The organism is Luteococcus sp. H101, from assembly GCF_038433155.1.
In the GTDB taxonomy this organism is placed as follows: Bacteria; Actinomycetota; Actinomycetes; order Propionibacteriales; family Propionibacteriaceae; genus Luteococcus.
On record NZ_JBCDMW010000001.1, the window covers coordinates 65,677 to 86,520 of the forward strand.

Annotated in this window: 13 protein-coding genes; 7 read left to right on the forward strand and 6 right to left on the reverse strand. The window is 68.4% G+C overall.

Annotated features, from left to right (window positions below; translation table 11 throughout):
- Positions 1 to 78 precede the first annotated feature (78 nt).
- The 5 genes from AAEX60_RS00265 to AAEX60_RS00285 all read right to left on the reverse strand — a co-directional run bounded on the left by AAEX60_RS00265 (position 79) and on the right by AAEX60_RS00285 (position 10,107).
- Positions 79 to 3,942 (reverse strand): endo-alpha-N-acetylgalactosaminidase family protein, encoded by a 3,864-nt coding sequence (locus AAEX60_RS00265; RefSeq protein WP_342100199.1) that lies wholly within the window; start codon positions 3,940 to 3,942, stop codon positions 79 to 81.
- Positions 3,943 to 5,075: 1,133 nt separating this feature from the next.
- Positions 5,076 to 6,302 (reverse strand): RHS repeat-associated core domain-containing protein, encoded by a 1,227-nt coding sequence (locus tag AAEX60_RS00270; RefSeq protein WP_342100200.1) that lies wholly within the window; start codon positions 6,300 to 6,302, stop codon positions 5,076 to 5,078.
- A gap of 417 nt (positions 6,303 to 6,719) precedes the next feature.
- Positions 6,720 to 7,979 carry an ROK family transcriptional regulator gene (locus AAEX60_RS00275; protein ID WP_342100202.1) on the reverse strand — a complete coding sequence of 420 codons (1,260 nt, stop codon included), beginning with the start codon at positions 7,977 to 7,979 and terminating at the stop codon, positions 6,720 to 6,722.
- 140 nt (positions 7,980 to 8,119) lie between these two features.
- The gene (locus AAEX60_RS00280) at positions 8,120 to 9,319 is read right to left on the reverse strand and encodes a galactokinase family protein (protein WP_342100203.1); all 1,200 of its coding nucleotides are present in this window, start codon (positions 9,317 to 9,319) and stop codon (positions 8,120 to 8,122) included.
- Positions 9,316 to 10,107 carry a nucleotidyltransferase family protein gene (locus AAEX60_RS00285; protein ID WP_342100222.1) on the reverse strand — a complete coding sequence of 264 codons (792 nt, stop codon included), beginning with the start codon at positions 10,105 to 10,107 and terminating at the stop codon, positions 9,316 to 9,318. The genes AAEX60_RS00280 and AAEX60_RS00285 overlap by 4 nt, the downstream gene beginning before the upstream one ends.
- A 203-nt stretch (positions 10,108 to 10,310) precedes the next feature.
- Here AAEX60_RS00285 and AAEX60_RS00290 point away from each other — a divergent pair, with 203 nt between their 5' ends.
- The 3 genes from AAEX60_RS00290 to AAEX60_RS00300 all read left to right on the forward strand — a co-directional run bounded on the left by AAEX60_RS00290 (position 10,311) and on the right by AAEX60_RS00300 (position 13,920).
- Positions 10,311 to 11,729, forward strand: coding sequence for a phosphoglucomutase/phosphomannomutase family protein (locus AAEX60_RS00290; protein ID WP_342100204.1), 1,419 nt, complete (start codon positions 10,311 to 10,313; stop codon positions 11,727 to 11,729).
- A gap of 227 nt (positions 11,730 to 11,956) precedes the next feature.
- Positions 11,957 to 12,988 carry a UDP-glucose 4-epimerase GalE gene (gene galE, locus AAEX60_RS00295; protein WP_342100205.1) on the forward strand — a complete coding sequence of 344 codons (1,032 nt, stop codon included), beginning with the start codon at positions 11,957 to 11,959 and terminating at the stop codon, positions 12,986 to 12,988.
- A 191-nt stretch (positions 12,989 to 13,179) separates the two neighbouring features.
- Entirely contained in the window at positions 13,180 to 13,920 is a 741-nt protein-coding gene (locus AAEX60_RS00300) for a FadR/GntR family transcriptional regulator (protein WP_342100207.1), read from the forward strand.
- 18 nt (positions 13,921 to 13,938) lie between these two features.
- Here AAEX60_RS00300 and AAEX60_RS00305 read toward each other — a convergent pair whose 3' ends face one another.
- Entirely contained in the window at positions 13,939 to 15,135 is a 1,197-nt protein-coding gene (locus tag AAEX60_RS00305) for a GDSL-type esterase/lipase family protein (protein WP_342100208.1), read from the reverse strand.
- 136 nt (positions 15,136 to 15,271) lie between these two features.
- Here AAEX60_RS00305 and AAEX60_RS00310 point away from each other — a divergent pair, with 136 nt between their 5' ends.
- The 4 genes from AAEX60_RS00310 to AAEX60_RS00325 all read left to right on the forward strand — a co-directional run bounded on the left by AAEX60_RS00310 (position 15,272) and on the right by AAEX60_RS00325 (position 20,732).
- On the forward strand, positions 15,272 to 16,891 hold the full coding sequence (locus tag AAEX60_RS00310; protein ID WP_342100209.1) for an ABC transporter substrate-binding protein: 1,620 nt from the start codon (positions 15,272 to 15,274) through the stop codon (positions 16,889 to 16,891).
- Positions 16,892 to 16,967: 76 nt separating this feature from the next.
- Positions 16,968 to 17,933, forward strand: a complete 966-nt coding sequence (locus AAEX60_RS00315; RefSeq protein ID WP_342100211.1) for an ABC transporter permease — start codon at positions 16,968 to 16,970, stop codon at positions 17,931 to 17,933.
- Position 17,934: 1 nt separating this feature from the next.
- Positions 17,935 to 19,905 (forward strand): dipeptide/oligopeptide/nickel ABC transporter permease/ATP-binding protein, encoded by a 1,971-nt coding sequence (locus AAEX60_RS00320; RefSeq protein ID WP_342100213.1) that lies wholly within the window; start codon positions 17,935 to 17,937, stop codon positions 19,903 to 19,905.
- Complete coding sequence (locus AAEX60_RS00325; protein ID WP_342100215.1) at positions 19,902 to 20,732, forward strand: ABC transporter ATP-binding protein; 831 nt, start codon at positions 19,902 to 19,904, stop codon at positions 20,730 to 20,732. Before AAEX60_RS00320 ends, AAEX60_RS00325 begins: the two co-directional genes overlap by 4 nt.
- Positions 20,733 to 20,844: the final 112 nt, after the last annotated feature.

Consider the following 20,844-nt stretch of genomic DNA (forward strand, 5'->3'; position numbering starts at 1 on the left):
GTGGGCCGGAACAGGAGGACGCCCCGGGCCCCGGAGGAGGCCCGGGGCGTCCAGCCCCTCACCGTGTCGGACTTGCGCTCAGGCGCGCTTGCCCCACAGGTTGATCTCGTTGGCCCCGCCGAAGGCGGCGCCATTGATCGCGTTCAGCCCAACCAGCTTCACGTGCTGCCCGGTGGTGTTGGGCGGCAGGGTGATGTGCTGCACCTCGGCGGTGCCGGCAAAGCTGCCCTTGGCCACCGGGGTGCCCCAGTCCTTGCCATCGGCGCTGACGTAGATCTCGTAGTCCTTGATGGCACCGTTGCCCTTGCGCACCTGGTAGTCGAAGGCGGCCAGCTCATGCTTGCTGCCCAGATCGAAGGTGATCCAGTGCGGGTAGGTGGCCGGGGTGCTCACCCGGGACCAGGCGCTGTGCCACATGGTCGACGGGTTGCCGTCGACGGCGGCCTGGGCGGAACCGTCACCGCTGCCGGGCTCGGCGCTGCTCACCCCGCTGATCTTCAGCCGGGACTGCGGGATCAGGCCCTCGGGCAGGGTCTGGGTGGTCAGCGTGGAGTCCACCGTGCGCGTGCTCTCGCCCACCCGGTAGCTCACGCTGCTAGACAGGGTGTAGCTGCCCTTGGCGTCGGCCGGAACCATCACCTTCCAGATGGTCTTCACCGTGGCGCCGGGCTCGCCGCTGGCGGCACCGTCCTGGGTCCCGGTGGCGGTCCAGCCGTCGGGCAGGTCAAGGCCCATCTTGACGTCGCTGATCGCGACGCCCTCGTGGTTGGTGAAGGTGGTGGTGAAGACATTCTCCTCACCGGGCACCACCGCACGCGGGCCGCTCAGCTCGGCGGTGGCGCAGGCACCGGGGGTCTCGACGGCGCCCAGGTCGGTGATCTTGAGGTTGTCCATGATGAAGTCGGCTTGGGCCCCGCCGACGGCATTGCGTCGGATCCCGATCCACGGGTCTCCGCAGCCGCCGGTGGTGAACTCCTGGCTGAACCGGGCGGTGGTGCGCTGCTGCCCGAAGGCGGTGGCCTTCAGCTCCACCTGCTTGGTCTGTTCCCCGGCCTGGTCGACGCCGGTGACAAAGCTGTAGGCGCCGGCGGTGGCGTTCTGGTGGTCGAACTCCACCCGGTACTTGTGACCGGGCTTGAAGTCGACGCTGCCCTGCCAGGTCCGGTAGACCAGCCCGCGTCCCTCCTCATGGGACTTCAGCGACCACTGGCCGTCCAGCACGTCGTCCACCAGCTTGCCGTTCCAGCCGGCCTGCGTGTACGGCGCGTGCTTGGTGGCCAGGTGGGTCCGGGCATCCCCGCCCGCCTGACCGGTGACAAACGGGCCCCAGCCCTGGTCCAGGCTCTCGAAGCTCTGGTCCACCAGGACATTCCCGCTGACCGACTTCTCCTCGGTGGGCACCACCCGCACGTCGTCGATCCGCACGGGGGCGGTGCCGTCGGCGGCGGTGACGGCCAGCCGCACCTTGCCATTGCGGGGGGCGGTGAACAGCACCTTGACCCGCTGGAAGTTGGTGCCGCGCAGCTCGTCGGAGGAGACGTGGTTGGGCATGGTGGAGCGCTCGATGCTGGTGCTGGCGTCCACCCCCTTGCCGTTCACGGTCAGGGTGACGGGGCGGCTCTGGCCGGGCTTGACCTCAACCCAGGCCGACGCGGCGTAGCGCTTGCCGCCGGCCAGCTTCAGGTCCTGGCTGATCCCGGACTTGCCCTCGCCCAGGCTTGCCACGTGCAGACCGTTCTCGGTGGTCTCCAGGCCGGTCTTGCCCGTCGGATTCCACGGGCCCAGATCGGCACCGTTGAACCCGGGGTCCGCCACCGGCGTTCCCTGACCCCAGGCGGGATCGGTCTGCACGCGGGTCTTGCCGGGGTAGATCACGTAGGCCGTGTTGGCCTTGGCCTCAAGGGTGATCTTCCCGGAGTCATTGCCGACGGTGCCCACCGCGGTGCGGCCCTTGTCGGACAGTTCGTAGACGGTGAAGGACTTGGCCCGGGCCAGGGCACCGGTCAGCGTCCAGGTGGTGGTCCCGCCGTCGGGGTTGAAGTGATAGGCCTTGGTGGCCTGCTGCGGGGTCTTGCCGCCCCAGGGCAGCAGGTAGGAGCCGCCGTCCAGCGCCAGCTGGCCGTCGATGAGGAACTGCCGGTGGCCGTTGGCGTCGGTGCTGCGCACGCCATTGGTGAACTGCACCTCGTGATCGGTCCACTTGGTGATCTGGTTGTGCTGCAGGAACTTGGTGGGCAGCTGGTTGGTCCAGACATTGTTCTTCAGGGCATTCCAGTCATTGTGACCGGTCCAGCCCTCCGCCTCGACGATGGTGGAGCCGGCCAGCAGCGGGTGCGGGTTCCAGACGTCCTTCTCCCCATTGCGGATGAAGCGGATGATCTGACTGTTGATGCCCTTGTTGGTGGCGCCGCCGTAGTTGCGGTCGGTGGCCCAGTGGGACCACAGGCTGTTGCGCTCGTGCGAGTAGGCCCATTCGGAGGCGACGCTCCAGCCCTGGCCGCGCAGCTTGGCGTCCATCTCATCGGGCAGCCAGCCGAAGCCGTAGTAGACGTCCCAGTACAGGGTGTCCAGGTTGCCCTTGGTGTCCTTGCGCAGCTGCGCGGTGCGCTTCAGCAGGTTGCCGGAGTTCAGGTCATCGCGCTGGTTGATGTAGTAGCTCTGGTTGAGCCAGTTCCAGCCGAGGGCGGTCTTGTCCACCAGCTTCTCGTCGAAGGCCTTCGCCTCCGGGTAGGCCTCCGTCGCGTTGACGTGTACGCCGAAGTCGCTGCCCCACTTCTTGCCCTCCTTGAGCAGCGTGTTCATGTCCTTGAGGCCACCGGCGCGCTCGTTGTAGTTGCCGGCGTAGTCCGGGTGGGCCGAGTCATGCCCCTCGGAGGCATAGCCCTTCAGCAGGGTGAACTGGCCTAGGCCGTCGGTGGCCAGGCTCAGGCGCTTGACGTCGTCCAGGGTACGCAGGAAGGGGTGGGTGGCCAGGCTGGAGAAGTTGAACGGGATGTGCTGGATCACCCGGTCCGGCACCTTGTCCGCATCCTTGGCGACGTGGGCGATGTCCCGGAAGGCGATGGCACCGTCCTGCCAGTCGACGGCCTGGTCCTGGTTGCGGTCGGTGGTGATGACCACCTTGGCCCAGGGCAGCTCGCTCTGCTTGGCGGCACCCTCACCACGCACGGTCCACTGGCCGGGGGTCAGGCCGACGCGCTTGCTGCCGTCGGTATTGGCCTGCACCTGGCTCCACAGCCGCCCACCGTCCTTGGTGGTGGCACCCTTGGGCTTGTCATAGGTGCCATTGGTCTCCACGGAGGCCGCCAGCTGGGCGGTGTTCAGGATGCCGTAGGTGGACCCGACGGCATTGGCCTGCACGGCGGTCTGCTCGGTCAGCGGCGCAATCTGGTCTGCATTGCGGGTGGAATTGGTGTCCACCTTGGTCAGGGCGCTGGTGGCACCCGGCTGGTCGGAGGAGACCGAGACCAGGTCCAGGCCCGGGATCTCCAGGGTGTTGACGACGTCCTTGGCGCCGTCGCGCACCTTCTGCACCTGCCAGGTGAGCACATTGCCCTTGACGGTGGCGCGCACGATGATGGAGACGCCCGGCATCCCGGGGACGGTGAGGACGTAGTTCACGCCCCCCATCAGCGGCTCCACACCGACGGTCACCCGCTGCGGCGTGCCGTTGATCACGACGCTGTCCAGCACCTTCGGCTGGCCGCCGAGGATGGCCCCCGTCTTCAGGTCGCGGTAGCGCAGGACCTGCGGGAAGAGCCGGGAGACGTGGATCTCCAGGTTGTTGGAGCGGATGATGAAGGATTCAGCCGGTGACGGCGCGGGTGCGGCCGGCTTGGCTGGCGGCGCGGCGTGCGCCGGGGTGGCGGCACCCAGACCGGTGAGGCAGAGGACGGCGGCGGTTGCCCCCGCCACCGCCACGCGTGAGATGTTGCTGCGCATCGTGGACTCCCTTGACCAATATGTTCGAGCAGTAAACGAAACGTTAGGCGCATTCTCAGGAAACTGTCAACGCTCGCTCAGCCAGACTGCTCACCGACGCGCTGGGCGAGTGGGAAAGATCACCTGGGTTGAGCGTGCTCGCGAGACCGGACGCGTCGGTGTGAGCCCATCTGACCCGGGTTGTCGCACATCGCGACCACGGTGGCCAGTCTCACCACCGACCAGTGGCATGCACAAGGGAGTCGATCACGTGAGGCGCTGCAGGCGAGACCCCTCCGATGACTTCGACCTGTACTCCGCCGACTGATCCGCGACATCACTACGGACGAGCCGCCCATCACCCGGGTGATGGGCGGCTCGTGCCCCTTCAGAGAGAAACAGCCGATGCTTGGAACAGCTCATCCTGCGGCAGCCGGGATGATCACCACTTGCCTTGATCATGCCGTCGAAGCATGAATCCTGCGAAGGCGAATGCGCCCGCCATGACCAAGCAACCCACGAGCCCCTCGGTACGGACCTGACCCGTGCGCCGGAACCCTACAACCACTGCAGCTGCCAACCACATGGCTGCACACGAGTAGAACAACCAGAATCGCCTTCTCATTCTAGGAAGCGCCTGGCGCGGGATGGAAGTTGGCTCCCACGTTCCCCTACACCACTGAAGATCAATTCCCCCGCGATTTTGACGAAATCTCGCCCAGCCCTACCCTCGGAAGCGAGGGAGTCCGTCAGAGCGTAGAGAACGCAGCGCGTTCCACTGGTTGTAGTCAATATGGGAATCAGTAGTCCCATCCCGCGCTCCTCCACTTCCAGACGGTAAATCTGACTGAACTCCCAGCGAGAATCAGCCACGAGACCCCTGTACTCGACAATTGAACTCTCGGGGTAAACGACACCTCCAGCACGACTCAATCGCCACAATAGCCACGAGAAAATCGCCGCGATTCCTGCAAACGCAATGAGAATCATTAACCGTGATTGGAGCAGGACCGTAAGCAGAGCGGATCCAAGGGCGACGCTGTATGTTACTCCGTAGACGATGTGAACATAACGGGACCGGAATATCTTCATCTGACAATCTCCTTGGCGCATGGGGGTTACCACTCAAAGAATTCTTTCATCTAGCGCGATGACTAGCCCCCCAAGCCGAATACCATGTCTGCGAGACCGCTACCGAGAACATCCCCATAGTCGGTCACTCCGCCACTATCTATTGTCTGATCGGACATCTCTGACACTGCTCCACCAACAAAGAGACCAGCCGCACCCGCGACGGCTAGGTTTCCTGTTCCTGCGCCCACGACAGCGGTGGCGAGGGCGCCAGCTCCCCATCCCAAGACACTGGACTGCCAATGCCAGAGCCCAGTTGGGTCGGTGTTGTTGATGGGGTTTCCCTCGGCGTAGAGGTAGGGGTTTTGTTCTTGGCCTGAGGGGTCGGCTGTGGTGAAGCGTGCGATGGTGGGGTCGTACCAGCGGGCTCCCATGCGGATCAGGCCGGTGGAGAAGTCCCGGGGCAGCCCGACATCCATCAACGTGTTGGCCTTGGCCTGGTCACTCCAGCGGTAGTAGCTGCGGGGCTGGCCGTAGGGATCGTAGCGGTAGTAGGCCTCCTTCCCGCCATCATCACCGGTCATCGCGACCACGGAGCCGAGGCGGTCCTTGTGGAAGTACTCCATCTTCCCGCCGACCTCGTACCCGAGGGTTTGACCATTGGGCATGGTGAACAGCTTCACCTGTCCCTGACCGTTCGGGGAGGTATAGCCCTCCAGCCCGACCGGGTTGTAGGTGTAGGTCACCTCATGGGCCCAGGTCAGGTTACGGGTACCGGTGGGCAGGACCTGCGCATTGGTGAACGCGAAAGTCTGCCCGGTGTCGGGGACGGTCCACTGGGCCACGTCACCGACACTGCTGGTCTTCACATTGCTACGCCCTTGCACAGAACCAGCAAGCCAACCCTGGGCTGCGGTCTCATCACCATTGGCATCCCACCCCAAACCGGCGGTCTTGCCATCCGCGATGGTCAACTCATCGGCCCGGTTGTGGTCAAAGGTTCGCGCCGAAACCAGGGCGTTGTCATTCGCCCCCGCACCAAGCCCGGCGATGGTGGCCTTGGTACGGTTCCCGTTCAAGTCATAGGCGTACGTGAACGACGCGTTGGTGGTGGCGCCGTTCTTCTCCACCGCTGACGTGAGGCGGTTCATCGAGTCATAGCTGTAGGTGGTGGTCACCCCGGCGGGGATGAACTCGCCGGTCGTGTCGATCATCGTCTGGACGTTGACACGGTCGACTCCCCCGGTGGTGTAGCCGTAGGTCTGGTCCACCATGGTTTGCGGATTGGCGCCAGCGCGGGCGGTCTTCACCCCGACGATTCTGCCAGAATCGACAGCGGGCCGGTGCGGTTGTGGGTGAACTTCACGCAGCCGCTGGGCAGGTCAGTGTTGGCGGAACCGGCCAGCGGGCAGGTGGCGCCGTAGGTGGCCTTGGCGAACCCGGATCAGTGCGCCCCAGGCCTCGACAAGCTCGACCGCCGTGGTCGCGTTCCCTCGACACGCTCGGGGACCACGCCAAGGTTCGTCGTCGGGCTCGGAGCCTCGCAGAGCGGTTCCGCGAAGAGACGCGAGCGAGCGTCGACGAGACGCAGCGCCAGAGGCTGCCGACCCGACGACGAACCATCCGGGTCACTGCGCCCAGGGCCTCGACAAGCTCGGCCACCGTGGTTGCGTCTCCTCGACAGGCTCGGGGATCGTGGAAAGACAGGCTCGGGGACCGTGCGCCGGTCAGGACGCGGTGCGCACCGGGGCCAGCGTCGGGTCCGCGAAGACGTCATCCAACGCCATCAGCGCACCACCGTGCGCGGCGGAGTTCATCCCCAGCCGGGTGAGTTCCAGCCTGACCTGACCGCCGTTGACCATCCTTCGCCGCTCCAACTCCTCGGCCAGCGGCTCCAGGATGAACCCGCCGAAGAAGGTGAAGTAGCCGCCCAGCACAATCACCCGGGGGTTGAGCACGTCGTTCAGCACGGACAGGCCGTTGGCCAGGTTGTGCGTGATCTGCGCCAGCGCGGCCAGGGTGGTCGGGTCCCCGGCGCCGGCCCGCTGGGCGATGGTGGTCAGCCGCTCCTCCAGCGGGCGGTTGGCGTCCACCAGCTCCCCACCGTCGGGCGCGCACAGCCGCAGCAACGCACCCAGGCCGACGATGGTCTCCCAGCAGCCGGTGCGGCCGCACTTGCAGGGTCCGCCCGCGGGGTCCAGGGGCAGGTGGCCCACCTCACCGGAGAATCCCTTCCAGCCGCGCACCAGCTGGCCGCCGGAGATGATGCCGGCACCAACGCCGATGTCGCCGGTGAGGAAGAGCAGGTCCTCCACCCCCTCCGGGGCGTAGCCGACGTACTCGGCCAGGGCCGCCAGCTTGGCGTCGTTCTCCAGATGGATCGGTGGGGCGTCGTCACCCAGCCGGGCGCGCAGTTCCGCCACCAGCGCGACATCCCGCCAGCCCAGGTTGGGGGCGAAGCGGACCGAACCGGCCTGGTAGTCGATCACGCCGGGCGGGGAGACGGTGATGGCCACCGGCATCATCCCGACGCCGTGCATCCGCTCCAGCGCGCCACCCAGCTGCTCCGCCACCAGGTCCAACACCTGGTCCGGGGTGAGTTCGTCGGCGGCGACGGGCAGCAGGGTCTCGGCCACGACGTCGCCGGCCAGGTTCATGGTGGTCAGGGCCAGGTAGTCGACGCTGATCTCCACGCCGATGGCCCCCACATGGCTGCCGTCCAGCGACACGTCCAAGCCGGGCCGCCCGACGGTGCCCTTGCGCTTCACCTCACCCTCGCGGACCAGTCCGCGATCCACCAGCTCCCCGATCACGCTGGACATGGTGGCCCGGGACAGGCCGGTCTCGGTGGCCAGCCGGGCCCGGGACCGCCCACCGTGGGTGCGCAGGTGCCGCAGGATCAGCCCCATGTTGGCGGCCCTCATCTGGGCCTGGTCGAGCGGTCCCCCGCGCCCGGGAACCCGCCCGGGCCTGCTACTGGCGCTCACCGCTCGCTTCCTCTCGCTCATCCTGCCCGGCCGGAACCGGTCCGGGTCATTGTGCTGCACACGCTAGCTCGCCGGGGGATCGACGGGAAGGACATCGCCACCTGGCCGGCCCCGCCCGTCAGCGGATCCCCACCGGCCGGTCAGTCCGTGATCTCGCGTGCCGGGGCCGACGGGCGGGTCACCAGCGTGGTGGCCCGGGCCGCCTCCTCGGGATACTGCGTCCGGTAGCCGGACAGCCATTGCTCCGCGAAGCCCTCCGCCTCCCCGGCCGGCACCAGGGCCCAGACGCTACCGCCGAAGCCGGCCCCGAAGCTGGACGACGCCACCGCGCCCCGCTCGACGGCCAGCCGGACCAGCGCCTCGGTCTGCGGCACCTGGTTGTGCAGGCCGTCGGCGGCCAGGGACTGGGACAGGGCCACCTGGCGGCCGAAGCCGTCCAGGTCTCCCGAGGCCAGCGCGTCGACGGCGCCCGGGATCACCTCAGTGGACTCGACGATGAACTGGTGGAGCCGGGCGGACAGCGTGGGGTCCTCGGCCACCAGGGAACGCAGTTTCCCGGCGGCCTGCGGGGAACTGGCCAGGGCGGCGGCCAGGTTCGGATGGTCGTGCCCGGTGGCATTCCACCGCCGCAGGACCTCGGTGGCATTCAGCGAGGCCTGGTTGTAGCCGCCCAGGGCGGCGCCGGTCTTCTCCGCGGCCACTCCACTGACCAGCACGACGAAGGACAGCTCGTTGGGCAGGTCCACCCGGCGCACCAGCCCGGGCGGGTTGAAGCTGAACTGCCCCAGCCGGCCGGCCTCGCTGCACAGCATGGCGGTGTGATCCTCCGAGCCGCCCAGGGTGCCCACCCCGCCGTGCCCGGCCAGGCTGCCGAAGGTCTTGCCGTTCTCGACGCAGGCCAGGTAGCCGGCCAGTTGCACATCGTTGGTGATGTTGCTGCGCCACAGCTCGGTGGCGTCAAAGCCGTTGTGCCGCACCAGGGCCATGGCGGTGGCCACCACCAGGGCGGAGGAGGAACTCATGCCGCTGGCCAGCGGCAGGTTGGAGTCCACCTCGATCCGGCAGGGTGCCAGCGGCCCGAAGTTGGCCGTCAGCCGGGTGACCACGCTGGCCAGGTAGCGGCCCCAGTGCCCGGCCGGGAGCTCGGCTCCACTGCCCGGGGTGAGGTCCACGGGGTCCGGGAGCGCGGTGCTGCGGGCCTGGATGCCCTCGTCGGCCGGGGTGACGGTGGCCGTGACGCCGCGGTCCACGGCGCAGACCAACACATTGCCGCCGGCATAGTCGGTGTGCTTGCCCAACACCTCGATCCGGCCGGGCGCGAAGTAGCGGGTGCCGCTCACAGGGTCACGTCCTTGCCGGCCAGTGCCCGGGCCACGTCCGCGACGTCCGCCCGGCCGGACATGTCCAGCACCCCGTCGGCCACCGGGACGACGGTGACGGCCTCCCCGGAGTGCACGACGTGGCGCACCGCGTCGACGATCTCGAATTCGCCCCGCGCCGAGCGCTCGATTGCGGCGCAGGCGGTGAAGATGCTGGGGCCGAACAGGAAGCAGTTCATGCTGACCAGGGCGTGTGGGCCGTGCTGGGCCACCACCTCCGGGCTGGGCTTCTCCACCATCTCCACCAGACGGCTCTGCTCGTCGGTCTCCAGGATGGCGAAGGCCGCCACCCGCTCGGCCGGGATGTTGGAGCGGGCCACCAGCTCGGCGGCGTCGAAGCCCAGGGTGGCGCTGCCCGGGGCGGCCAGCAGGGCGCGCAGGCAGTCGGCTGGGTAGTAGTTGTCCGAATTGACCACGACGAAGCGGTCCTGGCCACAGAACTCGCGGGCGGCGGCGACGGCGTCGGCGGTACCCAGGGCCTCGGCCTGCACCGCGAAGCTGATGCTCACCCGGCTGGTCTGCAGGGCGGCGAAGTGCTCCCGGACCAGGTCATGCTCCGGGCCGATCACCAGGCAGACCTCGGTGATCCCCGCGTCGGCCAGGGCGTTGATCACGTGCTCGACGAAGGGACGGCCCTGCTGCCCCAGCGGCATCATTGCCTTCAGCCCCAGGGCGGCGATCTTCTGCTGCTCCTCGCTCAGTTCGGCCGACGCCTGCTTGCGCAGCCGGGTGCCCAGGCCGCGGGCCATGATCACGGCCTTGCGCACGGACGGGCTGGGGGTGCCGGAGCTCTGCTCGGCTGGGCTGGACTCGGTAATTTGTTCGGGCATGACAGTAATTCTACGGACCCCGGAGGGTCGGGCCGACAGCACCGCTCACCACGGCTGAGCGCTTGCGCAGCCGGGGTGCGCAAACCCTTCCCACCGAGCTCCGCGCGGGATAAGTTCGGTGCATGATCGAATTCGGTACCGGCGGTTGGCGCGCCATCATTGCGGACGGTTTCACCAAGGCCAATGTGCGCCTGTTGGCGCAGGGTCTGGCCGACAGGATGCACGCCGAGGGGGTGGCGGAACGGGGCACGGTGATCGGCTACGACCGGCGCTTCCTCTCCGACCAGGCCTGCTGGTGGGCCACCGAGGTCCTGGTTGGCAATGACATCCCGGTGACGGTGATCGACCGGCCGGCGCCCACCCCGATGATCATGTGGACCGTGCGGAACAAGGGCTGCGGTTACGGCCTGGCCATCACCGCCTCCCACAACCCGGCCAGCTACAACGGGATCAAGGTCTTCACCGAGGGCGGCCGGGATGCCGCCGCCGAGATCACCGGCGAGCTGCAGGCCCAGATCAATGCGCTCACCGAGGACGCGGTGCGCTCGGTTCCCGCCCACGAGGTGCGCAGTCATCCGCTGGTCACCGTGCAGACGTCGATGAACTGGTACCTGGACGCCATCCTGGGCCAGCTGGACACCGAGACCATCCGGCACCGGCACCTGAAGGTGGTGCTGGACCCGATGTTCGGCGTCTCCCAGACCTGCCTGCAGACCATCCTGATGACCGCCCGGTGCGACGTCGAGGTGATCCACTCCCGGCACGACGCCCTGTTCGGCGGCCGGATGCCGTCGCCCCAGCTGGAGACCCTGCATGAGCTGCGACGGGTGGTGCTGGACCACGGCGCGGACCTGGGCATGGCCACCGACGGCGATGCCGACCGGCTGGGAATCTTCGACGACAAGGGCAACTACCTGTCCGCCAACCAGGTGATGGTGCTGCTCTACGAATACCTGCTGACCGGCAAGGGCTGGCAGGGCGACGTGGTGCGCAACCTGGCCACCACCCACCTGCTGGACCGGGTGGCCGAGGCGCACGGGCAGAAGTGTCACGAGGTTCCGGTGGGCTTCAAGCACATCTCGTCGAAGATGGCCGAGACCGACGCCGTGATCGGCGGCGAGAGCTCCGGCGGCCTGACGGTGCGCGGGCACATCGCCGGCAAGGACGGGGTCTACGCCGGCTCCCTGCTGGTGGAGATGCTGGCCCACAGCGGCCGCAAGCTGTCCGAGCTGTGGGGCGACGTCGTCGCGCGCTACGGCAGCCTGGAGATGGTGGAGACCGCCTGGAGCTTCACCCCGCAGCGTCGCGCCGAGTTGCTGGCCACCCTGTTCGAGCGGCGCGAGCTGCCCGCTTTCGACGTCGAGGTGGAGAATGTCTCCTATCTGGACGGGGTGAAGGTCTTCCTGGCTGACGGGGGCTGGCTGGTGGCCCGATTCTCCGGCACCGAGCCGGTGCTGCGGATCTTCGCCGAGCGGGAGACGGAGGAACTGGCGCACCAGACCGTCAACGCGATGGTGGACTTCCTCGGCCTGGGCGGCTGACCCCCGTCCCCGCGCCCCGCGCCCCGCGCCACCTCCTGCGCCATCCCCCCGCGCCGCTCGGGTTTCGTCACGACGCGACGGATGTATCCGTCGCGGGACAACGAAACCCGAGCGCCAACCCCCACACCCTGCTTCCGGAGCCCGTCGCAGGGACCTCACATCCCGGGCACAGCCATTTCACAGCCAGCCCCGTAGGCTGGTGATCAGAAGTCCACGAAAGGTAATCCATGCGCGTCCTCGTCACCGGCGGAGCCGGCTACATCGGCTCCCACACCACCCTGGCCCTGTTGCAGCAGGGGCACGATGTCTTGGTCGTCGACGACCTGTCGAACAGTTCGGAGGAGTCGTTGCGCCGGGTGGCGGAGCTGGCCGGGCGCGAACCGCGCTTCGTCCGGGCCAATGTGCGTGACGAGCAGGCGCTGGACGCCGCCTTCGCGGACTTCTCCCCGGAGTCCGTGATCCACTTCGCCGGCTGGAAGGCCGTCGGGGAGTCCACCCAGATCCCGCTGACCTACTACCGGGAGAACCTGGGCTCCACCATCACCCTGCTTGAGACCATGGCCAAGCACGGCTGCCACACCATCGTGTTCAGCTCCTCGGCGACGGTCTACGGCGAGCTGTCCGAGCCGCCCTTCCTGGAGAGCAGCCCCACCGGCGCCACCAATCCCTATGGCCGCACCAAGCACATGATCGAGCAGATCCTGGCCGACGCGTCGGCCGCCGATCCCGAGCTGCGGGTGGGCGTGCTGCGCTACTTCAACCCGATCGGCGCCCACGAGTCCGGCCGGATCGGCGAGGACCCCAAGGGGATCCCCAACAACCTGCTTCCCTTCGTCGCCCAGGTGGCGGCCGGGCGTCGGGAGAAGCTGATGGTCTTCGGCGACGACTACCCCACCCCCGACGGCACCGGCACCCGGGACTACATCCATGTGGTGGACCTGGCCGAGGGCCACCTGGCCGCCCTGGACCACCTGACCGAACACGATGGATACCACGTGTGGAACCTGGGCACCGGCAAGCCCAACTCGGTGCTGGACATCGTGCACGCCTTCGAGAAGGCCTCCGGCCAGACGATCCCCTACCAGGTGGCGCCCCGTCGCCCCGGTGACGTCGCCTCCTCCTATGCCGACGTCGCCCTGGCGGAACAGGAACTGGGGTGGAAGGCGCACAAGACGGTGGACGAGGCCTGCGAGGACACCTTCCGCTGGCAGTCCGCCAACCCGAACGGCTTCGGCGCCGCGGAGCCGGAGGCCGTCTGAGCCCTCCGCGAGGGGCCGGACGGCAGGGCCACGCGCCCGCCACCCGGCCCGACCCTCCGACCCGCCGTAGATCCGACGTCTGATGTCGCGCTAGAATTCAGCAGTACCGGACCGTTCCAACCCGGTCAGCACCGACTCGGGCGACACGCCAGGTGTCCCGACGCTCCGGGCGACAGAGGGGATCGCAGAGCATGGGTACTTCCCGCCGGACATTGGCCGCGGACAGCGTGCGGGAGCGCATCAAGGCCTACATCGTGGAACACCAGCTGCTTCCGGGCGCCCTGATGCCCACGGAGTTGGTGCTGTGCGAGGAACTGGGCGTCAGCCGCAGCAGCCTGCGCGAGGCCATTCGCCAGCTGGATGCCCTCGACATCGTCGACGTCCAGCACGGGCGCGGCACCTTCGTCGGCAACATCTCCCTGGCACCGCTGGTCAACAGCGTGACCTTCCGGTGCACCATCGACCCCCGGGGGCCGGCCAAGGTGCTGCGGGAGATCGTCGACGTGCGCCGGGCGCTGGACGCGGGCCAGGCGCAGGCCGTCGTGTCCACCATGCAGGGTTCGCACGACGAGCAACTGCATGCCTTGGCCGACGCGATGACGGCCAAGGCCGAGGCGGACGAGGACTTCACCACCGAGGACCGGGCCTTCCACACCCTGCTGATGGGCAAGGCGACGGGCAACACCCTGGCCCAGAACCTGATCGGCGCATTCTGGGACATCCACACCGTGATGGTGAAGCAGGGCAATGTCCACCGGCACGAGGACATCATCGACACCGCCAAGGCCCACACGGCCATGCTGGAGGCCGCCGAGGCCGGTGACCTGGCGGGCTACCTGGCCGCCGTCGATGCCCACTACCGGCCGCTCAGCCAGGTGATCGAGCGCCTCGACGGCCCCACGCAGTCAGCGGAGTCGACACCTCGGGGCTGACCCCCCCGAGCCGGGGCCTCAGCCGCGCGTCAGCGACTGGACGGGCACCAGCCCCCCGTCGCCGAAGACCAGCCGGGCGAAGCGATGCCCCATCTCCACATAGCTGGCCGACGAGGGGTGCAGCCCGTCGGGCAGCGGCGAGCCCTCCTGGTCCTGCGGGCCGTAGAGAGCCCGCCCGTCCAGGTAGTGGATGTTCTCCCCGCGGCTGGCCCGCACCATGGCCACGTGCTGCACCAGGTCACGCGAACGGGCCAGGGTGAGGGCTCCCCCCGCCACGTCCACCGGCTCCCCACCGGCCCGCTGCCGCACGACGCCGTCGGCGCCGGTCACCGGCGTGCTGGGTCCGGGCAGGTTCTCGCTGCCCGGCCAGGAGATGGCCGAGACCAGCACCACGGGGACGTCGGGCTGGCTGGCCCGGATCCGGTCCAGCAGGCCGTGCAGGGCGGGGACGAAGGTGCGGTCACTCATGGTGCGGCCGCCCACCAGGTTGATCCCGACCTTCAGGGAGATGACGTCGGCCGGGGTCTCGGCGATGGTCTCGGCCAGGAAGGGCTCCAGCATGCAGGCGCCCCGCAGGCCCAGGTTGGTGACGTCCAGCCCCACCTCACGCGCGGTCACCACCGGCCACACCGCCAGCGGGTCGTCGGCCTCGGCGCAGTGACTGATCGAGCTGCCGTAGTGGGTCCAGCGGGGTTGGGTGGGCTCTGGGGCCGCGACGACGGGGGCATCCGCCTCCACCCCCAGCAGGTCCACCACCATGGTCTGCGGCAGCCACACCTCCAGCAGCTTCTGCCCGGCCGGCAGGCCGGTGAACTCGACGGTGGCCTCTTCCGCCAGGGTGCGCAGGTCCAGCCCGTCGGACAGCGGGGGGTCGATCAGGTGGGCGGTGACCGGAGTGGGCCGGGCGGCGAAGCGCTCCCCGTCGACGGTCAGCACGAAGGAGCTGGCATGGGATCCGATCCCCCCGGGCAGGAAGCGCTGGGTGCAGCGCACCCGCAGCCGCAGGTTGGTGGCCGACGTCGTGCCGGCCAGCCGCACCCCGCTCCCCTCGGAGTAGAGGTGCGTCACGCCCAGCCAGCCGGGAGAGACCTGCCACCAGTGACATTCGGGGATCCGCACCGGCCGCACCCCCGGGCCCCGCTCCAGCAGGTCCCGGTGCCCCTGCACCCTCAGGGTGTGCCCGTCCAGGGCAATCACGTCCGCCACGTCATTCATTGCGCGCTCCCGAAAACCGAACTCTGCCAACTCCCGCCCAGGATTCCGGTCGATTGTGGGGCGGGGGACTTTCTCTTCGACCCAGACTGCCATAACATCAGACATACGACGTCCAACATCTTAGGAGAGTTCAACGATGAACGAGATGCACACCCTGTCACGTCGGCGCCTTCTCCAAGCGGTGGGCGCCATGGGGGCCGCGGCCTCCCTGTCCGCGACCCTGTCCGCCTGTGGCACGACGCCCGACAAGCGCGCCGGCGATGCCAGCACGCCCGGGGCAGCCGGCACGGCCAAACCCGACGGCACCATCACCGCCGCGATCAGCTATGAGCTGGGCACCACCGGTTTCGACCCGATGACCACCTCGGCGGCGCTGACCGTCGCGGCCAACTGGCACACCATGGAGGGCCTGACCGAGATCCTGCCCTCCGGTGATCGCAAGGTCTACGCCGCCCTGGCCAAGGAGCTGCCGAAGAAGGTGGACGACACCACGTACGAGGCCACCCTGCGCGACGGCGCGAAGTTCCACGATGGCAGCGACGTCACCGTCGATGACGTGGTCTTCAGCTTCCAGCGCGTCCTGGACCCCGCGAACAAGTCGCTGTACTCGCAGTTCATCACCTTCGTGAAGGAGGTCACCAAGAAGGACGACAAGACCGTCACCATCAAACTGTCCCGGCCCTCCACCCTGGTGGCCGAGCGGATCGCCGTCGTCAAGATTGTCCCCAAGGCGGCCGTCAACGCCGACCCGAAGGCCTTCGACGCCAAGCCGGTGGGCACCGGCCCGTACAAGATGACCGACAACTCGGCCACCTCGAAGCAGCTGGTCTTCGAGCGCTTCGACGGCTACACCGGCCCCCACCCGGCCAAGGCCAAGAAGATGGTCTGGCGGGTCATGCCCGACGACGGCACCCGCATGAATGCCCTGACCTCCAAGACGGTCCAGGCCATTGACCTGGTGCCCGACCTGTCCATCAAGACCCTGGAGCAGAGCAGCAAGGTTGACCTGGAGCAGGGCTTCGCACTGCTCTTTGCCATGTTCAACTGCGGCTCGGCCCCGTTCAAGGATGTCCGCAACCGCCAGGCGGTGCTCTACGCCTTCGACATGGCCAAGGTGATCCAGACCGCCTACATGGGCAATGCCACCCCGGCCACCTCCTTCCTGCAGGAGACCCACCCGGACTACCAGAAGGCGTCCACCGTCTACACCTACAACCAGGAGAAGGCCAAGCAGCTCATCGCCGAGACCGGCATGAAGTCCCTGCGGATGCTGTGCAGTGACCACGCCTGGGTGCAGAAGGCCACCCCGCTGCTGAAGTCGGCCCTGGAGGCCATCGGCCTGACCGTGCAGTTCGAGCAGAAGAAGTCCCCGGACGTCTACAACACCATCGACGGCAAGCCCGGCGCCTATGACCTCGTCGTGGCCCCCGGTGACCCGTCGGTCTTCGGCTCCGACCCGGCGCTGCTGATGGGCTGGTGGCTCTCGGGCGACGTGTGGACCGACCAGCGCCTGCACTGGAAGGGCCAGCCGGCCTACGACGAGGTGCAGAAGCTGCTGACCGAGGGCCAGCAGCAGACCGGCGAGGAGCAGAAGGCCACCTGGAAGAAGCTCCTGGACCTGGTCAGCACCGAGGTGCCGATCTACCCGCTCTTCCACCGCAAGTCGGCCACCGGCTATGACCAGACCAGCCTGACCGACTTCAAGCCCATCCCGTTGACCGGCCTGTGCCTGCTCGACGTCGGAAGCACCAAGTAACTTGATCCCCCCCGCCTGGTGGTGGAGCACCCGCTCCACCACCAGGCCTGTCTCTGTCACACAGGAGTGATGCCGCATGACCACCTTGCTCAGGCTGATGGGCCGGCGTCTGCTGGCGCTACCCGTCATGGGGCTGGGCGTGACCTTCCTGGTCTTCTTCGTGATGTCCTTCTCGCCGGCCGATCCGGCGCGACTGGCGCTGGGTGAGTCTGCCCCTCCGGAGGCCATTGCGGCCTACCGCGCCGCCAATGGACTCGACGACCCGCTGCTGGTGCGCTACGTGCGCTTCCTCGGCGGTCTGCTGCACGGAGACCTGGGAACCAGCGCCGGTAACACCCCCGTGGTCGACTTCGTCCGTCGGGCCTTCCCCATCACGCTGCAGCTCACGCTGCTCGGCGTCGCCATCGCGGTGGTGATCGCCTTCATCCTGGGCGTGGTCGCGGCCCTCTTCCGGGACCAGTGGCCGGACCAGGTGATCCGGGTGCTGTCCATCGCCTGCCTGGCCATGCCCGGCTTCTGGCTGGCGATCCTGCTGATCCAGTCCCTGTCCACGGTACCCGGCGGCGCCGGGCTGTACCCGGCGGTGGTCTCCCAGTGGGTGCCCTTCCGGGAGAATCCCGGGGTGTGGCTGAACAACATCAGCCTGCCCGCCCTCTCGGTGGCCATCCCCGTCTCCGGCTCCCTGACGCGGGTGGTGCGCACCGCGGTGGTGGAGGAACTCGACCGCGACTATGTGCGCACCGCCATCGGCGCCGGCATCCCCAAGGTCGTGGTGATCGCCCGCAATGTGCTGCGCAATGCCCTGATCACGCCCATCACCGTGCTGGGCCTGCGGATCGGCTACGCCATGGGCGGTGCGGTGATCATCGAGATCATCTTCAACATCCAGGGCATGGGCCAGCTCATCCTGGACGGCGTCACGCGCAACGACGTCTTCCTGGTGCAGGGCGTGACCCTGTGCGTGGCCATGGCCTTCATCGTGATCAACATCATCGTCGACCTGCTCTATGTGCTGGTCAACCCACGGATCAGGACGGTGTGACATGCGTTCCCAACTCACTGAACGTCTCAGCCAGCCGGGTCTTCGGCTGCGCAGCCTGCCCTGGTCCTCCCGGATCGCGCTGGGCGTGATGGTCCTGGTGGCCCTGCTGGCCGGCATCGGCCCCCTGCTGGTGCCCTTCGACCCCTTCGCCTCCGGCACCCCCGCCCAGCCACCGAGCGGTGAGCACTGGTTCGGCACCGACGTGATCGGGCGCGACGTGTTCTCCCGGGTCGCCACCGGTGCGCGCTACTCCCTGATGATCGGACTGGCCTCCACCGCGGTCGCCCTGGCCGCGGCCGCCGTGTTGGGCTCGATCGCCGCGACCGCCAACAAGTGGGTCTCGGAGGCGCTGATGCGCACCCTGGACATCATCATGAGCTTCCCGGGCATCGCGCTGGCCGCGGTCTTCGTCGCCGTGCTGGGGCCCTCAATCCCGGTGATCGTGTTCGCCATCGCCTTCCTCTACACGCCGCAGCTCACCCGCATCGTGCGGGCCAATGTACTCACCCAGTTCGGCGAGGACTATGTCAACGCCTCCCGGGTGATGGGCTCCTCCACGCCGTGGATCCTGGTCAAGCACGTGGCGCGCAACTGCCTGGCGCCCATCCTGGTCTTCGCGACGGTCCTGGTGGCCGACGCCATCGTCTTCGAGGCGTCGCTCAGCTTCATCAATGCTGGCGTCCGACCCCCGAACCCGTCGTGGGGCAATGTGTTGGCCGACGGCAAGCAGCTGCTGCTGATCGGCGCCTGGTGGCCCACCTTCTTCCCCGGCCTGATGATCATGATCACCACGCTGGCCCTCAATGTGCTCTCCGAGGGGATGACCGACGCCATGGTCTCGCCCGGTGCCCAGCGCAAGGTCAAGCTGGCCGACGAGGTGGAGCAGGCCGGCGCCCCGGCGCCGGTGGCCGATCCGCGGGTGGCCGAGGTCACCGTGCCGTTGGAGGAGCGCCTGGCAGCCCTGGCCATCACCGAGGGCTCCCGGGGTGGACGTCCGGACTACACCGGCGATGCCGAGCCCCTGCTGGAGGTGCGGGACCTGACCATCCGCTTCCCCGAGCAGCATGGCGACGTAGACGTGATCGACCACGTCACCTTCACCGTGCGGCCCGGGGAGACGATGGGCCTGGTGGGCGAGTCCGGCTCCGGCAAGTCCATCACCTCGATGGCCATCATGGGCCTGCTGCCCAAGACGGCCGAGGTGGGTGGCCGGATCCTGTTCGAGGGCCGCGACCTGTTGCAGCTGTCCAGCAAGGAGCACAATGCCCTGCGCGGCCACGAGATCGCGATGGTCTACCAGGACGCGCTGAGCTCCCTGAACCCGTCGATGCTGATCCGGTCCCAGCTGAAGCAGCTCACCAACCGCGGGGGCAAGCGCTCGGCGGAGGAACTGCTGGAGCTGGTGGGCCTGGACCCGAAGCGGACGCTGGCCTCCTACCCGCACGAACTGTCGGGCGGGCAGCGCCAGCGGGTGCTGATTGCCATGGCGCTGACCCGCAATCCCAAGCTGGTGATCTGCGACGAGCCCACCACCGCCCTCGACGTGACCGTCCAGAAGCAGGTGATCGACCTGCTCAATGACCTGCGCGACAAGCTCGGCTTCGCAATGGTCTTCGTCTCCCATGACCTGGCCCTGGTGGCCAGCGTCGCGCACCGGATCACCGTGATGTACGCCGGTCAGGTGGTGGAGTCGGGCAGCACCCACGAGATCCTCACCGATCCGCGCCACGAGTACACCCGGGGCCTGCTGGGCGCCGTCCTGTCCATCGAGGACGGGCGCGGCCGGCTGCACCAGGTGCCCGGTGTGGTGCCCAGCCCGCGGGAATTCCCGCAGGGTGACCGGTTCGCGCCGCGTTCCTCGCGGCCCGACCTCACCGAGCCTGCGGTGGTGCGCCACATTCCCGGAACCACCCACGACTGGTGGGCCCAGCCCTCGCTTGACGGCTCCGCCCCCGAGGAGGCCAACGCATGAGTACGCCAGCCAGCCCCGCCCCACGGGCCGTCCCCCTCCAGGATGAGCCGCCGGTGATGGAACTGCGCGACGTGAGCGTGCAGTTCAGCACCCGCACCGGAGGCCTCTTCCGGCCGGGGAAGGTCACCGCAGTGGACCACGTCGACTTCCACGTCAGCAAGGGCGAGACGGTGGGCATCGTCGGCGAATCGGGCTCGGGCAAGTCCACCCTGGCCCGGGTGCTGATCGGTCTGCAGGCCCCCACCTCCGGCACCGTGTTCTTCCAGGGCAAGCCGATGAAGTACGACGCCCGGAGCCGACGCCGACTGGGCCGGGCGGTGGAGGTGGTCTTCCAGGACCCGTCCACCGCGCTCAACCCGCGGATGGTGGTGCACGACCAGCTCATCGACCCGCTGGAGGTGCACGGCATCGGCAATGCCGCCTCCCGGGAGGAGCGGGTGCGCGAACTGCTCCACCTGGTCGGCCTGCCCCAGTCGGCCTTGGGGGTGCTGCCCCGCCAGATCTCCGGCGGCCAGCGGCAACGCGTCGCCATCGCCCGTGCCCTGGCGCTGGAGCCGGACGTCATCGTGGCAGACGAGCCCACCAGCGCCCTGGACGTCTCGGTCCGCGCCCAGGTGCTCAACCTGCTCACCGACCTGAAGCGGGAGCTGGGCCTGGGGATGGTCTTCATCAGCCATGACATCTCCACCGTGCGCTACGTCTCCGACCGGATCGCGGTGATGACGGGCGGGCGGATCATCGAGACCGGACCGGCGGCCGAGATCTTCCGCGCCCCGCGGGAGGACTACACCCGCACCCTGCTGGACGCGGTGCCGCACCTGATCTAGTCACCGAGAAGACCACTGGGGGGGGGGGGGGGGGGGGGGGGGGGGGGGGGGGAGGAGAGGGGAGGGGGGAGGGGGGGGGGGGGGGGGGGGGGGGGGGGGAGGGGGGGGGGGG

Bases quoted from the DNA above. Each gene is read 5' to 3' on its own strand.
- galE (WP_342100205.1), top strand. From the start codon at position 11,957: ATGCGCGTCCTCGTCACCGGCGGAGCCGGCTACATCGGCTCCCACACC.
- AAEX60_RS00285 (WP_342100222.1), bottom strand. From the start codon at position 10,107: ATGGCCCGCGGCCTGGGCACCCGGCTGCGCAAGCAGGCGTCGGCCGAA.
- AAEX60_RS00325 (WP_342100215.1), top strand. From the start codon at position 19,902: ATGAGTACGCCAGCCAGCCCCGCCCCACGGGCCGTCCCCCTCCAGGAT.
- AAEX60_RS00305 (WP_342100208.1), bottom strand. From the start codon at position 15,135: ATGAATGACGTGGCGGACGTGATTGCCCTGGACGGGCACACCCTGAGG.
- AAEX60_RS00290 (WP_342100204.1), top strand. From the start codon at position 10,311: ATGATCGAATTCGGTACCGGCGGTTGGCGCGCCATCATTGCGGACGGT.
- AAEX60_RS00320 (WP_342100213.1), top strand. From the start codon at position 17,935: ATGCGTTCCCAACTCACTGAACGTCTCAGCCAGCCGGGTCTTCGGCTG.
- AAEX60_RS00315 (WP_342100211.1), top strand. From the start codon at position 16,968: ATGACCACCTTGCTCAGGCTGATGGGCCGGCGTCTGCTGGCGCTACCC.
- AAEX60_RS00310 (WP_342100209.1), top strand. From the start codon at position 15,272: ATGAACGAGATGCACACCCTGTCACGTCGGCGCCTTCTCCAAGCGGTG.
- AAEX60_RS00300 (WP_342100207.1), top strand. From the start codon at position 13,180: ATGGGTACTTCCCGCCGGACATTGGCCGCGGACAGCGTGCGGGAGCGC.
- AAEX60_RS00265 (WP_342100199.1), bottom strand. From the start codon at position 3,942: ATGCGCAGCAACATCTCACGCGTGGCGGTGGCGGGGGCAACCGCCGCC.